Source organism: Pseudomonas edaphica, assembly GCF_005863185.1.
In the GTDB taxonomy this organism is placed as follows: Bacteria; Pseudomonadota; Gammaproteobacteria; order Pseudomonadales; family Pseudomonadaceae; genus Aquipseudomonas; species Aquipseudomonas edaphica.
Window position 1 is genome coordinate 1 of sequence record NZ_VBVZ01000134.1, and the last position, 12,530, is coordinate 12,530.

Below are 12,530 nucleotides of genomic sequence, written 5' to 3' on the forward strand. Positions count from 1 at the left end.
ACGCTGGAAGCCGTGCGCCAGTTGCTCGCGAGTGCCAGTGACGACGAGCACACCCAGTTGCGGGTGACCAAGGGCGGTATCGCGTTTATTTCTTCTGGGAAGGCCGTAGGCGGAGTCGACATCGACGGCCTGCTGTTTCGCCTCGAGACCTGGGCCAAAGGCTCGGGTTATGTCGGTAACGTCGCGGCCAGCGATGAAGTCTGGGTCCGGCAGATTTTCAACGCGCTCCAGCAGAACTGGCCGAAGCCGCCGTTTGACTACATCGATATCTACTGAATTCGTTCATATCTGGTGACGATTGATCCGGCGAATGCTCGCCTTGAGTCAGGCAGACTTGCTCTTAGGCGATTTACGTCTTGAAACCAAACCGCCAGATCGCTGTCGCACGATCTCTGTCCATTTTTTTCATAGGAGGCTTCATGCCTTGGAAGCTCGCATCATTCGGTACTTTGTTGGCAGCACTCGCGTTGGCGGGTTGCAGCACCCCGGGTGCCCCTGAGCCGGGCAAAGATGCCGCCGTTGCCGATGCAGGTCACACTCGCTGCGAGTCGAAGGCTGCCGAATTCGCTATCGGCCAGAAAGCCTCGCCTCAATTGCTGGAGCAGGCGCGTACCCGTGCCGGCGCGCAGAACGCACGGATCCTCAAGCCTAACGACATGATCACCCTGGAATACCGCTCCGACCGTCTGAACCTGAACACCGACGACAACCTGGTGATCACGCGGGTCAACTGCGGCTGATCGCTTCGCGGCTTTTGCAGCGCCCATAAAAAACCCCGTCACATGGACGGGGTTTTTTTTAGCTCAGCGGAGAATTACTCGCCGCGAACCTGTGCAGCTTGCATACCCTTTTGGCCTTTCTCAGCCACGAAGGAAACGGTTTGGCCTTCTTTCAGGCTTTTGAAACCGTCGCTTTCGATAGCTTTGAAGTGTACGAACAGGTCGTCACCGCCACCTTGAGGAGTGATGAAGCCGAAGCCTTTTTCATCGTTGAACCATTTAACGGTGCCGGTTTGGCGATTAGACATGGTGTATCTCCAAGAAACATATATTTTCAGTAGTGCTGTGCTGCTCAGGCCAACTGGGCACACCGGGGTATCATAGTCGAAATGTTCGGCTTGTAAGCCCCCCCAAGGCATTGTTTGCTAATCAATAGCGTTGCGTTTAGTGCCTTGGTTGGCTGAAAGCCCCGATCTACGGGGCTTTGCAGCGAAATACCAGCTGTTAAAAAAAGCCGTAAAAGCTGCGTAATTTGTGCGAAATGGCAGTTTTCAGGCTGTTTTTTCAGTTAAATGGCCGTCTGATCAGTGGTCGTTGTTATTTTTTCTTCACGACTTTGCAGGACGAAATAGCCGCGACAGCTTTGTTTTTGAGCTCGGGGCTGGAGTTCGGGTTAGTCATGAGCTCTTTGATTTCAGCGGTGCTCAATTCGGCATTGATCTTGTCCGCGCCACATTCGCAATGGCTTTTGGCGGTTTTGGCGTCCACGTTTTGTTGGGCTGCCGAGCTGCAATCCTTGATGAAGCTGTCACGGGCGCCTTCAGGCCAGTTCGAAGGGGCGGCGGCGTGCGCGCCAACAGACAAGAAAGCCAGGGAAGCGGCGAGAGCGAGGGTCGAGGTAAAGCGCATCATGAAGTGCTCCTTTGATTCGTGGGCAAACAGCGATTCTCAGCGGGTTTGAGGGCTTTCGTACAGCTCAAGTTCACTTTTACAGGCATCAAACACGGGATTTTATGTTTCATCAGGCGCGGCAGGCGCGATGACCGTTCATCTGTGCTAGCATCACCCGCTTGGCTATTTCCAGGCGCGCCCATTGCCGCCTTGCCATGTTTTTTGAGTTCACTCCAGTCACTCTGGTTCGATTATCGGTTGGCCGAAAGGCTCCTGCCGCTGTAAGGCAGGCGTTCATCATTGAACGGCCTGGTGTTGGATCTTGTACTGGCTCATCCCAACCCACGTGACCTTTGGTAGGGGTCACCACTAGGAGAGGAGGCGCCATGCCAACTATTACTCTTCCCGACGGCAGTCAACGTTCATTCGATCATTCGGTTTCCGTAGCCGAGGTCGCCGCATCCATTGGTGCAGGTCTTGCCAAGGCCACCGTGGCCGGCAAGGTCGACGGCAAGCTGGTTGACGCCAGCGACCTGATCACTGGTGATGCCAGCCTGCAAATCATCACGCCCAAGGATCAAGAGGGGCTGGAGATCATTCGCCACTCTTGCGCGCACCTGATTGGCCATGCGGTCAAGCAGCTGTACCCAACGGCAAAAATGGTGATCGGCCCGGTCATTGACGAAGGCTTTTACTACGATATCGCCTATGAGCGTCCTTTCACTCCGGACGACCTGGCCGCTATCGAAGCGCGCATGCACGCGCTGATCGAAAAAGATTACGACGTGATCAAGAAGGTCACGCCGCGCGCCGAAGTGATCGACGTGTTCACCGCCCGTGGCGAAGACTACAAGCTGCGTCTGGTGGAAGACATGCCGGACGAACAGGCCATGGGCCTGTATTACCACGAAGAATATGTCGACATGTGCCGTGGTCCGCACGTGCCGAACACACGCTTCCTCAAGTCGTTCAAGCTGACCAAGCTGTCCGGTGCCTACTGGCGCGGTGATGCGAAGAACGAACAATTGCAGCGGATCTACGGCACGGCCTGGGCTGACAAGAAGCAACTGGCGGCCTACATCCAGCGCATCGAAGAAGCTGAAAAGCGCGACCACCGCAAAATCGGCAAGCGCCTGAACCTGTTTCACCTCCAGGAAGAAGCGCCGGGCATGGTGTTCTGGCACCCGAACGGCTGGACCCTGTACCAGGTGCTCGAGCAGTACATGCGCAAGGTTCAGCGCGACAACGGCTACCTGGAGATCAAGACGCCTCAGGTTGTTGACCGCAGTCTGTGGGAGAAATCCGGGCACTGGGCCAACTACGCCGACAACATGTTCACCACGCAGTCGGAAAACCGCGACTACGCCATCAAGCCAATGAACTGCCCATGCCACGTGCAGGTGTTCAACCAGGGCCTGAAGAGCTACCGCGAGTTGCCGATGCGCCTGGCCGAGTTCGGTGCCTGCCACCGTAACGAACCGTCGGGTGCGCTGCACGGCATCATGCGTGTGCGTGGCTTCACCCAGGACGACGCCCACATCTTCTGCACCGAAGAGCAGATGCAGGCTGAATCCGCCGCGTTCATCAAGCTGACCATGGATGTTTATCGCGATTTCGGTTTCACCGAAGTCGAAATGAAACTGTCCACTCGTCCGGAAAAACGTGTTGGTTCCGACGAACTGTGGGACCGCGCTGAATCTGCACTGGCCGCTGCGCTAGACAGCGCGGGCCTTGCGTACGATCTGCAGCCGGGTGAGGGCGCCTTCTACGGTCCGAAGATCGAGTTCTCGCTGAAAGATTGCCTTGGTCGCGTCTGGCAGTGTGGTACCCTGCAGCTCGATTTTAACCTGCCGATCCGTTTGGGAGCCGAATACGTCTCCGAAGATAACAGCCGCAAGCACCCGGTTATGCTGCACCGGGCGATCCTCGGCTCGTTCGAACGGTTCGTCGGTATCCTGATCGAGCACTACGAGGGTGCATTCCCTGCGTGGCTGGCTCCGACCCAGGCAGTGATCATGAATATCACTGATAAACAGGCCGATTTTGCCGCTGAAGTTGAAAAAACTCTCAACGAAAGCGGATTTCGTGCCAAGTCCGACTTGAGAAATGAAAAGATCGGCTTTAAAATCCGCGAGCATACTTTGCTCAAGGTTCCCTATCTTTTGGTTATCGGAGATCGGGAAGTCGAGATGCAGACTGTCGCTGTGCGTACTCGTGAAGGTGCTGACCTGGGCTCGATGCCCGTCGCCCAGTTCGCTGAGTTCCTCGCGCAAGCGGTTTCCCGGCGTGGTCGCCCAGATTCGGAGTAATTATTATTAAGCGTGAAATGAGACAAGATAAACGAGCTGCACCGAAAGCCCCGATCAACGAGAATATCTCGGCACGCGAGGTTCGGTTAATTGGCGCTGACGGCGAGCAGATTGGCATCGTCTCGATTGATGAAGCGCTTCGTATTGCTGAAGAGTCCAAATTGGACCTGGTGGAAATCTCCGCCGATGCAATCCCACCTGTTTGTCGGGTGATGGACTACGGCAAATCGATCTTCGAGAAGAAGAAACAGGTTGCCGCAGCGAAGAAGAACCAGAAGCAGATTCAAGTAAAAGAAATCAAGTTTCGTCCAGGGACGGAGGAAGGGGATTACCAGGTAAAACTGCGCAACCTGGTACGTTTCCTGAGTGATGGGGACAGGGCCAAGGTATCCTTGCGATTCCGCGGCCGTGAGATGGCCCACCAGGAGCTGGGGATGGAACTCCTCAAGCGGGTTGAAGCTGACTTGCTCGAGTACGGTTCGGTCGAACAGCATCCTAAGATGGAAGGACGCCAGCTTATTATGGTCATCGCCCCGAAAAAGAAGAAGTAATCAACAGGGCACGGCAGGCCTTCTGATTATGTTTATCAACTGAATGCGGAGTACCGAACATGCCAAAGATGAAAACTAAAAGTGGTGCTGCTAAGCGGTTTCTGAAAACTGCTAACGGTATCAAGCACAAGCACGCTTTCAAGAGCCACATTCTGACCAAAATGTCGACCAAGCGTAAGCGTCAACTGCGCGGTAGCAGCTTGCTGCATCCGTCTGACGTGGCAAAAGTCGAGCGCATGCTGCGCCTTCGTTAATTTTAGTCAAGAATAGAGGAATAACTCATGGCTCGTGTAAAGCGTGGCGTCATTGCCCGTAAGCGTCACAAAAAAATTCTGAAACTTGCTAAAGGCTACTACGGCGCGCGTTCACGCGTATTCCGTGTTGCCAAGCAAGCGGTAATCAAGGCAGGCCAATACGCCTACCGCGACCGTCGTCAGAAAAAACGTCAGTTCCGCGCTCTGTGGATCGCTCGTATCAATGCTGGTGCACGTGTTAACGGTCTGTCCTACAGCCGTTTCATCGCTGGCTTGAAAAAAGCGTCCATCGAAATCGACCGTAAGGTTCTGGCTGAACTGGCCGTGAACGAAAAAGCGGTGTTTGCTGCGATTGTCGAGAAAGCTAAAGCCACCTTGGCTTAAGTACCCCCGACAGTCACCTTGGGCTGCTCCTGTAGCCCAAGGTGGTAAACGTCATAAATAGGGGAAGAGCCTTCAAGCTCTTCCCCTATTTTGTATCTGGAGTCTGTACATGGAAAACCTGGATGCGCTCGTTGCCCAAGCTCTTGAGGCTGTGCATAGCGCTGAAGATGTAAATGCCCTGGAGCAAATCCGGGTTCACTACCTTGGCAAAAAAGGTGAATTGACTCAGGTGATGAAGACCCTGGGGAATTTGCCGGCTGAAGAGCGTCCGCAAGTCGGCGCGCTGATCAACGTCGCCAAGGAGCGTGTCACCGAGGTGCTCAATGCGCGCAAGGCGTCGCTCGAGGAGGCCGATCTTGCGGCCAAGCTCGCCGCCGAGTCCATTGACGTCACCTTGCCTGGTCGTGGCCAGGCCTCGGGCGGTCTGCATCCGATCACCCGGACTCTGGAACGTATCGAGCAGTTCTTCACCCATATCGGTTACGGCATTGCCGAAGGCCCCGAGGTCGAAGACGACTATCACAACTTCGAGGCGCTCAACATCCCAGGCCATCACCCGGCCCGGTCGATGCACGACACCTTCTATTTCAACGCGAACATGCTGTTGCGCACCCATACCTCGCCGGTACAGGTCCGCACCATGGAAGCGAACAAGCCGCCGATCCGCATCGTCTGCCCAGGCCGTGTGTACCGCAGCGACTCTGATATCACCCACTCGCCGATGTTCCACCAGGTCGAAGGCCTGCTGGTCGATCGCGACATCAATTTCGCCGACCTCAAAGGCACCATCGAAGAGTTCCTGCGGGTGTTCTTCGAGAAAGAGCTGGCGGTGCGTTTCCGTCCATCGTTCTTCCCGTTCACCGAGCCATCCGCTGAAGTCGACATGGAATGCGTGATGTGCAGCGGCAAAGGCTGCCGCGTCTGCAAGCAGACCGGCTGGCTGGAAGTGATGGGCTGCGGCATGGTTCACCCTAACGTGCTGCGCATGTCCGGGATCGACCCGGAAGAGTTCTCGGGCTTTGCCTTCGGCATGGGCGTTGAGCGCCTGGCCATGCTGCGTTACGGCGTGAACGACTTGCGTCTGTTCTTCGACAACGACTTGCGGTTCCTCGCGCAATTTCGCTAGTCGTAACGAATCTTTAGGAGAGCAGGATGAAATTCAGTGAACAATGGCTGCGTGGCTGGGTAAGCCCGCAGGTAGATCGCGACGAGCTGGTTGCTCGTCTGTCGATGGCCGGCCTTGAGGTCGATAGCGTAACGCCGGCCGCCGGTGTTTTCACCGGCGTGGTGGTGGGCGAGGTGCTGAGCACCGAGCAGCACCCCGATGCCGACAAGCTGCGTGTGTGCCAGGTCAGCAATGGCGTGGAAACCTTTCAGGTCGTGTGCGGAGCGCCAAACGTGCGCCCGGGCCTGAAGATTCCGTTTGCCATGATCGGCGCCGAACTGCCGGGCGACTTCAAGATCAAGAAAGCCAAGCTGCGTGGCGTTGAGTCCAACGGCATGCTGTGTTCCCAGGCCGAGCTGCAAGTCGGCGAGGGCAACGATGGCCTGATGGAACTGCCGGCCGATGCGCCAGTGGGTCAGGACATTCGCGTTTACCTGGAACTGGAAGACGCCAGCATCGAGGTCGACCTGACCCCGAACCGGGGTGACTGCCTGTCCCTCGCCGGTCTGGCCCGTGAAGTGGGCGCGCTGTACAACGCCCCGGTCACCCGCCCGGTGGTGGCCGCAGTCGCTGCAGTCCACGACGAAGTGCGCCCTGTCGACGTACTGGCGCCAAACGCCTGCCCACGTTACCTGGGTCGTGTGATCCGCAACGTCGACCTGTCCAAGCCAACCCCGCTGTGGATGGTTGAGCGCCTGCGTCGCGCCGACGTGCGCAGCATCGATGCCGCCGTGGACATCACCAACTACGTGATGCTGGAGCTGGGCCAACCGCTGCACGCCTTCGATCTTGCCGAAATCAATGGCGGCATCCGTGTGCGCATGGCCGAAGAAGGCGAGAAGCTGGTATTGCTCGACGGCCAGGAAGTCAGCCTGCGCGCCGACACCCTGGTAATTGCCGACCATTCCCGCGCCCTGGCGATTGCCGGCGTGATGGGTGGCGAGCACAGCGGCGTGTCCGAAACCACCCGCGATATTTTCCTTGAGAGCGCATTCTTCGACCAGATCGCCATCGCTGGCAAGGCCCGTTCCTACGGCCTGCACACCGATGCCTCGCACCGCTACGAGCGTGGTGTGGACTGGAAGCTGGCCCGTGAAGCCATGGAGCGCGCCACTGGCCTGCTGCTGGAAATCACTGGCGGCGAAGCCGGCCCGATCACCGAGACCGTCAACGAGCAGTTCCTGCCGTCGATTGCACCGATCACCCTGCGCGCCAAAAGCGTCGAGCAAATGCTTGGCCTGGTGATTGAACCTGCGCAGATCGAGCAACTGCTGTCCGCACTCGGCCTGGGTATTTCCGCCGGTGGGGAAGGGCAGTGGCACGTAGAAGTGCCAAGCCATCGTTTCGACATCAGCCTGGAAGTCGACCTGATCGAAGAACTGGCCCGCCTGTACGGCTACAACCGCCTGCCGGTTCGCTACCCGCAAGCGCGCCTGGCACCGCAACCCAAGGCCGAGGCGCGTGCGCACCTGCCAGAGTTGCGTCGCCTGCTGGTTGCCCGTGGCTACCAGGAAGCGGTGACTTATAGCTTCATCGATCCAAAGCAGTTTGAGCTGTTCAACCCAGGTGTTGAGCCGTTGCTGTTGGCTAACCCGATCTCCAATGACATGGCCGCCATGCGTTCGTCGCTGTGGCCGGGTCTGGTTAAGGCACTGTCCCATAACCTGAACCGTCAGCAGGACCGCGTGCGCATGTTCGAAAGCGGCCTGCGCTTTGTCGGCCAACTCGATGGCCTCAAGCAAGAGCCGATGCTGGCGGGTGTTGTCTGCGGTAGCCGCCTGCCAGAAGGCTGGGCACAGGGCCGCGATGGCGTGGACTTCTTCGACGTTAAAGCCGATGTGGAGGCGGTGCTGGGCTTTGCCGGTGCACTGGATGACTTCACGTTTGTGTCTGGTAGCCACCCGGCATTGCACCCGGGCCAGACTGCACGTATCGAGCGCGAAGGGCGTTTGGTGGGTTTTGTCGGTGCCATCCACCCTGAGCTGTCGAAAACATTGGGCCTGGACCGTCCGGTCTTTGTTTTTGAGCTGGTTCTGGCTGAAGTGGCGTCGGGCAAGATGCCTAAATTCAGCGAGTTGTCGCGCTTCCCTGAAGTGCGTCGTGACCTCGCGCTGATCGCCGACCGTGAAGTGGCCGCCACTGCCGTTCTGGACGTAATCCTTGAAAATGCAGGGGAATGGCTGACAGACCTCAGGCTATTTGACGTCTATCAGGGTAAAGGCATTGATCCGCATAGAAAAAGCCTTGCAGTTGGCTTGACCTGGCAGCATCCATCGCGCACTCTTAATGACGATGAGGTGAATACCACGACACAAAATATCCTCACCTCGCTCGAACAAAGGTTGAACGCCACGTTAAGGAAGTGACGTATGGGGGCTTTGACGAAAGCTGAGATGGCGGAACGTCTGTACGAAGAGTTGGGTCTGAACAAACGCGAAGCCAAGGAATTGGTCGAGCTGTTCTTTGAAGAAATTCGGCACGCTCTGGAAGACAACGAACAGGTCAAATTGTCCGGTTTCGGCAATTTTGACCTGCGGGACAAACGCCAGCGGCCTGGCCGCAATCCAAAAACGGGAGAAGAAATCCCGATCACGGCTCGCCGTGTGGTCACCTTTCGTCCAGGGCAGAAGTTGAAGGCCCGAGTTGAGGCTTATGCTGGAACCAAGTCATAACGACGAACTACCCGTCATCCCAGGCAAACGCTACTTCACCATTGGTGAAGTCAGCGAGCTCTGTGCGGTCAAGCCGCACGTGCTGCGCTATTGGGAGCAGGAGTTTCCTCAACTCAACCCCGTCAAACGCACCGGGAACCGTCGGTATTATCAGCGCCAGGATGTGCTGATGATCCGACAGATCCGTGCGTTGCTGTACGACCAGGGGTTCACCATCAGCGGCGCGCGCCAGCGTATGTCCGGTGATGAAGCCAAAGACGATACCACCCAATACAAGCAAATGATCCGCCAGATGATCTCCGAACTCGAAGATGTGCTGGTGGTTCTGAAGAAGTGATACAAGCTTTTAAAATACTTCCACATTTCAAAAGCTTGCGGTATATTCCGGATCGCTTCGTTACGAAGCAAACCCAGTAACACGCCTAGTCGGGGCGTAGCGCAGTCCGGTAGCGCACTAGCATGGGGTGCTAGGGGTCGAGTGTTCGAATCACTCCGTCCCGACCATATTTTTCAATGACTTAGGCCAATGTTCACAGCATTGGCCTTTTTCATGTGCGTGACTTTTGCGTGACTTGTCGTTTTTTCACGCCTGCTTCCTCTTCAAAATTGTCAGGACCGGTCCGCGAGAATCGGTTGCTGATACCATGTTCGCAGCTTCGATCAGATGCCCGAGCTCAGCGCCCGAGTAATGACTGGTGATGCTGCCGTTCTTGTGCCCCAGAAGAGCCTTGCGGTCTTCCTCGGTTACGCCTGCCGCACGCAGCCGGCGGCCAAATGTGTGCTTAAGGTCGTGAATCCTGATGGATGCATAACCTGGGTGAGCGGGGCGAAGGTTTTCCTCCTGCCAGAGTTTCGCCGCTCTCACCCGCGCCTTCTTCCAGGCCGAGTCGTTCATTCGGTGCATCGCGGTGCCGTTGTATGGGAAAACCCATTCCTTGCTGATGCCGCGCTGCTTTTCAATGATCGACCTGGCCACGCTGTTCAGCACGACCAGCCGCTCGTCGCCGTTCTTGACGCCGGAGCGTTCGTGCCTTCCCCCAAAGTCGGCCGGTATCAGAAACACACTGGTGCCCAGTTCCGGTACCGCGATCTCCCAGTCCCACCTCAGTTTGCAGACCTCCTGCTCGCGCGTGCCGGTGTTCACCTTGAACAGCGCCATCGTTTGCAGGTGAGCCGGCAACTCCCCGAAAAGAATCGACTGCTCCGGCCATGACATCGGGTACGGCTTGCGGCTCGACTTCTTCTCTTCCAGCTTCGTGAGCATCGGCACGCTATCAAGCCAAGGCCTGCGCTCATCGTCTCGCCACTTCCTGGCACACAACGACAAAACCCGAACCACACGCTCGATCGAGATATTCACCGTTCTGTTGCTGACACCCTTCTTTACCTTCCCGCCTTCCAGCTTCTTGGTCGCCAACCTGTCTTTGATGAAAGGCGCCAGGGCCTGGTCATCAATGTGGGTCAGCGGCATTTCGCCAATGAATGGGTCGAGCTGTGAGAGGTGGTGAGCAGATAGCTTGATTGACGGTTGGTCTTTGAACTCCAGCAGGAAGCGAGTCGCCGCCTCCCGCCAGATCCTCACCTTCTTTACTCCATACACCTTCTGTTGCCGGATCTGCTCCAACCTGTAGATCAGGTAGCGCTCCGCTTCTTCCCTGTCACCAGTTCCAGTGCTTTCGTAAAGTCGTTCTCCGTTGATTTTCTTGTCGATATGCCAGATACCTTTCCTTTGGGAGAGGCCTGTGATCGATTTTCGCGCCATGATTTATCTCCTTTCTGGCGCTCGCTGCGGGGCGATTGTTGCTCCGTTGCGCCTTTTTTATCAATCGCCTTTGCCTCGACGTACGCCGTGGCCCAGTCGTCCAGTTCCTGCCGGTCAAAACCAACGCCGCGACCACCGATGGGGAACTCGCTTACGAAGGGCCTGACTGTCTCGTCGAAAATTGCCCGGCACATGCCCAGGTATCCGGGCGCTTCCTTTGCTCTTATGAATCGAGGGATCAGCTGTTGAGCGCCCATAGCTATCTCCCGCAGCCCATTCCGGGCCGCGCTGAATTGGTCGTCATTTGGTGTCCTTGCCGCGCTGGGCGGCAGAAGGTGGGTTAGCGGGTGGCCTTGGAGATGGCGTCCCTGGCTTGCGAGATCACGGCGAGTTCTCGCTCATGCTCCGGGGTGGTGTGCTTGAACTCGTTTGCCAGCAGGGTCCAGCGCTCGACTGCAAGGGTCAGTGCCGCGACCAACTCTTCGCACCCGGCACGCTCCTCTCTGCCTATCTGCCAGAACTGCTGCGCCCAGTGATCCGCCGGCGGCGGGTTGGAGTTCTGGGCACCCAAAGCCAGTGCCCCTACAATCGTGTCGCACAGGTCGCGCTTGTAGGCGTTGTCGCCGTCGATGCTCAGGCCGCGCCGGCGCAGCGCGCTGACCACTTCGTTTCTATCCAGGCCCTGGTCTTCCAGGATGATGTCTCGCTCCGGCTCGCCCGGGGTGACAATGACCAGGGCAAGCTTGGCGCCTGGCAGGCAGTAGCCGCTGAGTTTAACCAGGGCGTCGTTGGCTGCTTCGTGGAATCGCTGAACTGCTGACATACGAATACCTCGCCCGCCGCTCACCGGCAGGCATGTAGGGGGATTGGGGTTATTTGCTGCGCTTGAATTCAGTGCAGCGAACGATCACGGTCTGGGCGTCACGGGCAAGAGCCGGCATCGTGCTGAAGGGAAGGTGGCTGCAATTGCGGTGGGCATGGATGCAGGTTCGGCACATTCCGCCTTTGGGTTGATGGGTCATGGCTTCACGACCCTCAACTCATCTTTGGCAATCTCCACGCAGGAAAGGGACACTGTGTCGATTATTGCCCTAGCGTTCACCGGCCCAATATCTGCCGCCATCGCGCCGCCAGCCGCCGCCAAGAATCCAGCCCATAGCTGGGCTTTTTCTGGATGGCCCGCGTATCCATTAGCCTCTGCTGACTCATGGAATGTTTGGTCAAGCATCGTCCACATTTGAACGCCGAATTCCATAGCTTTTGTCATGGCTTTGGCCCCTTGTAGATGAAGACGTAGGCGAACCAGAGGGTGGCGGTCACGGTGTCACCCGCTGGCCGAGCATCACATCGGAGACGATTTCCCAGAGCTGGGTCGGTGACCACTGGTAGCGATCGAATTTGTCGTCAGGCTTCACGCCAACAACACAGGTTGAGTGAGCGCCGCGCGAGTACTCCGTCAGCTTCTGCATGATCGTCGCCACTTTGCCGTCGCCGGCGGGCACGGTGCGGTGGAAGTGGTAAGCGTGTTGCTTGTAAGTCAGGCCAGCCGGGATCGTTTCGTCGCTGATCTCAACCATGTGAGCGCGACCGTCTGGCGTCCATGGTCGGCCGCCGCAAGCGGTGCGCGATCCTTCATGCAGGTAGAGCGAGTAGGCGCCGGCCGGCGATGGGTCGCAGCGAAATTCAATGTTGCGCTGCTGTCCAACCAGCACCCGCGACTGAAAATCGAAGCGGTGATCGTGGATAGCCGAATGCTCAAAACAAGCCCGCCGTGGCAGTTCAGGGTGCCAGACATGCAGGCGCTGATTGCCTTCCAGCTGGAC

General features: G+C 57.4%; 17 protein-coding genes and 1 tRNA gene. 11 read left to right on the forward strand and 7 right to left on the reverse strand.

Going from position 1 to position 12,530, the window contains the following annotated elements:
* Nucleotides 1-276 (forward strand): hypothetical protein (locus tag FEM54_RS11285; protein WP_240792731.1); only part of this gene is annotated, 276 nt, incomplete at its 5' end.
* A 143-nt stretch (nt 277-419) separates the two neighbouring features.
* A complete protein-coding gene (locus FEM54_RS11290) occupies nt 420-740 on the forward strand; it encodes an I78 family peptidase inhibitor (RefSeq protein ID WP_017138776.1) in 321 nt (106 codons plus the stop codon).
* A gap of 74 nt (nt 741-814) precedes the next feature.
* Here the strand turns inward: FEM54_RS11290 and FEM54_RS11295 are convergent, their stop codons facing one another.
* Entirely contained in the window at nt 815-1,027 is a 213-nt protein-coding gene (locus FEM54_RS11295; RefSeq protein ID WP_003234260.1) for a cold-shock protein, read from the reverse strand.
* A 289-nt stretch (nt 1,028-1,316) separates the two neighbouring features.
* Nucleotides 1,317-1,631 carry a hypothetical protein gene (locus FEM54_RS11300; RefSeq protein WP_017138777.1) on the reverse strand — a complete coding sequence of 105 codons (315 nt, stop codon included), beginning with the start codon at nt 1,629-1,631 and terminating at the stop codon, nt 1,317-1,319.
* Nucleotides 1,632-1,996: 365 nt separating this feature from the next.
* On the opposite strand from FEM54_RS11300, the gene thrS reads away from it, so the two are divergent.
* From thrS to FEM54_RS11345, 9 genes are all read left to right on the forward strand, one after another.
* Nucleotides 1,997-3,919: a threonine--tRNA ligase gene (gene thrS, locus FEM54_RS11305; protein ID WP_017138778.1), complete on the forward strand. Its 1,923-nt coding sequence runs from the start codon at nt 1,997-1,999 to the stop codon at nt 3,917-3,919.
* On the forward strand, nt 3,919-4,470 hold the full coding sequence (infC, locus tag FEM54_RS11310; protein WP_015884933.1) for a translation initiation factor IF-3: 552 nt from the start codon (nt 3,919-3,921) through the stop codon (nt 4,468-4,470). Before thrS ends, infC begins: the two co-directional genes overlap by 1 nt.
* 59 nt (nt 4,471-4,529) lie before the next feature.
* Nucleotides 4,530-4,724: a 50S ribosomal protein L35 gene (gene rpmI, locus FEM54_RS11315; RefSeq protein WP_002553160.1), complete on the forward strand. Its 195-nt coding sequence runs from the start codon at nt 4,530-4,532 to the stop codon at nt 4,722-4,724.
* Between the two features lie 27 nt (nt 4,725-4,751).
* Nucleotides 4,752-5,108: a 50S ribosomal protein L20 gene (gene rplT / locus FEM54_RS11320; protein WP_003174975.1), complete on the forward strand. Its 357-nt coding sequence runs from the start codon at nt 4,752-4,754 to the stop codon at nt 5,106-5,108.
* Between the two features lie 109 nt (nt 5,109-5,217).
* Nucleotides 5,218-6,234 carry a phenylalanine--tRNA ligase subunit alpha gene (pheS, locus tag FEM54_RS11325; protein ID WP_034117607.1) on the forward strand — a complete coding sequence of 339 codons (1,017 nt, stop codon included), beginning with the start codon at nt 5,218-5,220 and terminating at the stop codon, nt 6,232-6,234.
* 26 nt (nt 6,235-6,260) lie between these two features.
* Nucleotides 6,261-8,639, forward strand: coding sequence for a phenylalanine--tRNA ligase subunit beta (pheT, locus tag FEM54_RS11330; protein ID WP_138450920.1), 2,379 nt, complete (start codon nt 6,261-6,263; stop codon nt 8,637-8,639).
* A 3-nt stretch (nt 8,640-8,642) separates the two neighbouring features.
* A complete protein-coding gene (gene ihfA, locus FEM54_RS11335; RefSeq protein WP_002553164.1) occupies nt 8,643-8,945 on the forward strand; it encodes an integration host factor subunit alpha in 303 nt (100 codons plus the stop codon).
* Nucleotides 8,926-9,282, forward strand: a complete 357-nt coding sequence (locus FEM54_RS11340) for a MerR family transcriptional regulator (RefSeq protein ID WP_003219935.1) — start codon at nt 8,926-8,928, stop codon at nt 9,280-9,282. The genes ihfA and FEM54_RS11340 overlap by 20 nt, the downstream gene beginning before the upstream one ends.
* 90 nt (nt 9,283-9,372) lie before the next feature.
* A tRNA-Pro gene (locus FEM54_RS11345) sits at nt 9,373-9,449 on the forward strand.
* Between the two features lie 79 nt (nt 9,450-9,528).
* Here the strand turns inward: FEM54_RS11345 and FEM54_RS11350 are convergent.
* The 5 genes from FEM54_RS11350 to FEM54_RS11365 all read right to left on the reverse strand — a co-directional run.
* On the reverse strand, nt 9,529-10,692 hold the full coding sequence (locus FEM54_RS11350; protein ID WP_240792732.1) for a tyrosine-type recombinase/integrase: 1,164 nt from the start codon (nt 10,690-10,692) through the stop codon (nt 9,529-9,531).
* The gene (locus tag FEM54_RS34605; RefSeq protein WP_223817938.1) at nt 10,578-10,964 is read right to left on the reverse strand and encodes a hypothetical protein; all 387 of its coding nucleotides are present in this window, start codon (nt 10,962-10,964) and stop codon (nt 10,578-10,580) included. The genes FEM54_RS11350 and FEM54_RS34605 overlap by 115 nt, the downstream gene beginning before the upstream one ends.
* An 83-nt stretch (nt 10,965-11,047) precedes the next feature.
* Nucleotides 11,048-11,530, reverse strand: a complete 483-nt coding sequence (locus tag FEM54_RS11355) for a hypothetical protein (RefSeq protein WP_138450924.1) — start codon at nt 11,528-11,530, stop codon at nt 11,048-11,050.
* Between the two features lie 195 nt (nt 11,531-11,725).
* Nucleotides 11,726-11,974, reverse strand: a complete 249-nt coding sequence (locus FEM54_RS11360; RefSeq protein WP_138450926.1) for a hypothetical protein — start codon at nt 11,972-11,974, stop codon at nt 11,726-11,728.
* 49 nt (nt 11,975-12,023) lie between these two features.
* A partial coding sequence (locus FEM54_RS11365; protein WP_205894399.1) for a hypothetical protein occupies nt 12,024-12,530 on the reverse strand: 507 nt, incomplete at its 5' end.

What these genes read in the sequence shown, in the direction of transcription:
- ihfA (WP_002553164.1), top strand. Translation starts at nt 8,643, where the DNA reads ATGGGGGCTTTGACGAAAGCTGAGATGGCGGAACGTCTGTACGAAGAG.
- FEM54_RS11340 (WP_003219935.1), top strand. Translation starts at nt 8,926, where the DNA reads ATGCTGGAACCAAGTCATAACGACGAACTACCCGTCATCCCAGGCAAA.
- pheS (WP_034117607.1), top strand. Translation starts at nt 5,218, where the DNA reads ATGGAAAACCTGGATGCGCTCGTTGCCCAAGCTCTTGAGGCTGTGCAT.
- FEM54_RS11360 (WP_138450926.1), bottom strand. Translation starts at nt 11,974, where the DNA reads ATGACAAAAGCTATGGAATTCGGCGTTCAAATGTGGACGATGCTTGAC.
- pheT (WP_138450920.1), top strand. Translation starts at nt 6,261, where the DNA reads ATGAAATTCAGTGAACAATGGCTGCGTGGCTGGGTAAGCCCGCAGGTA.
- FEM54_RS11290 (WP_017138776.1), top strand. Translation starts at nt 420, where the DNA reads ATGCCTTGGAAGCTCGCATCATTCGGTACTTTGTTGGCAGCACTCGCG.
- FEM54_RS11355 (WP_138450924.1), bottom strand. Translation starts at nt 11,530, where the DNA reads ATGTCAGCAGTTCAGCGATTCCACGAAGCAGCCAACGACGCCCTGGTT.
- FEM54_RS11300 (WP_017138777.1), bottom strand. Translation starts at nt 1,631, where the DNA reads ATGATGCGCTTTACCTCGACCCTCGCTCTCGCCGCTTCCCTGGCTTTC.
- FEM54_RS34605 (WP_223817938.1), bottom strand. Translation starts at nt 10,964, where the DNA reads ATGGGCGCTCAACAGCTGATCCCTCGATTCATAAGAGCAAAGGAAGCG.
- rpmI (WP_002553160.1), top strand. Translation starts at nt 4,530, where the DNA reads ATGCCAAAGATGAAAACTAAAAGTGGTGCTGCTAAGCGGTTTCTGAAA.
- rplT (WP_003174975.1), top strand. Translation starts at nt 4,752, where the DNA reads ATGGCTCGTGTAAAGCGTGGCGTCATTGCCCGTAAGCGTCACAAAAAA.
- thrS (WP_017138778.1), top strand. Translation starts at nt 1,997, where the DNA reads ATGCCAACTATTACTCTTCCCGACGGCAGTCAACGTTCATTCGATCAT.
- FEM54_RS11295 (WP_003234260.1), bottom strand. Translation starts at nt 1,027, where the DNA reads ATGTCTAATCGCCAAACCGGCACCGTTAAATGGTTCAACGATGAAAAA.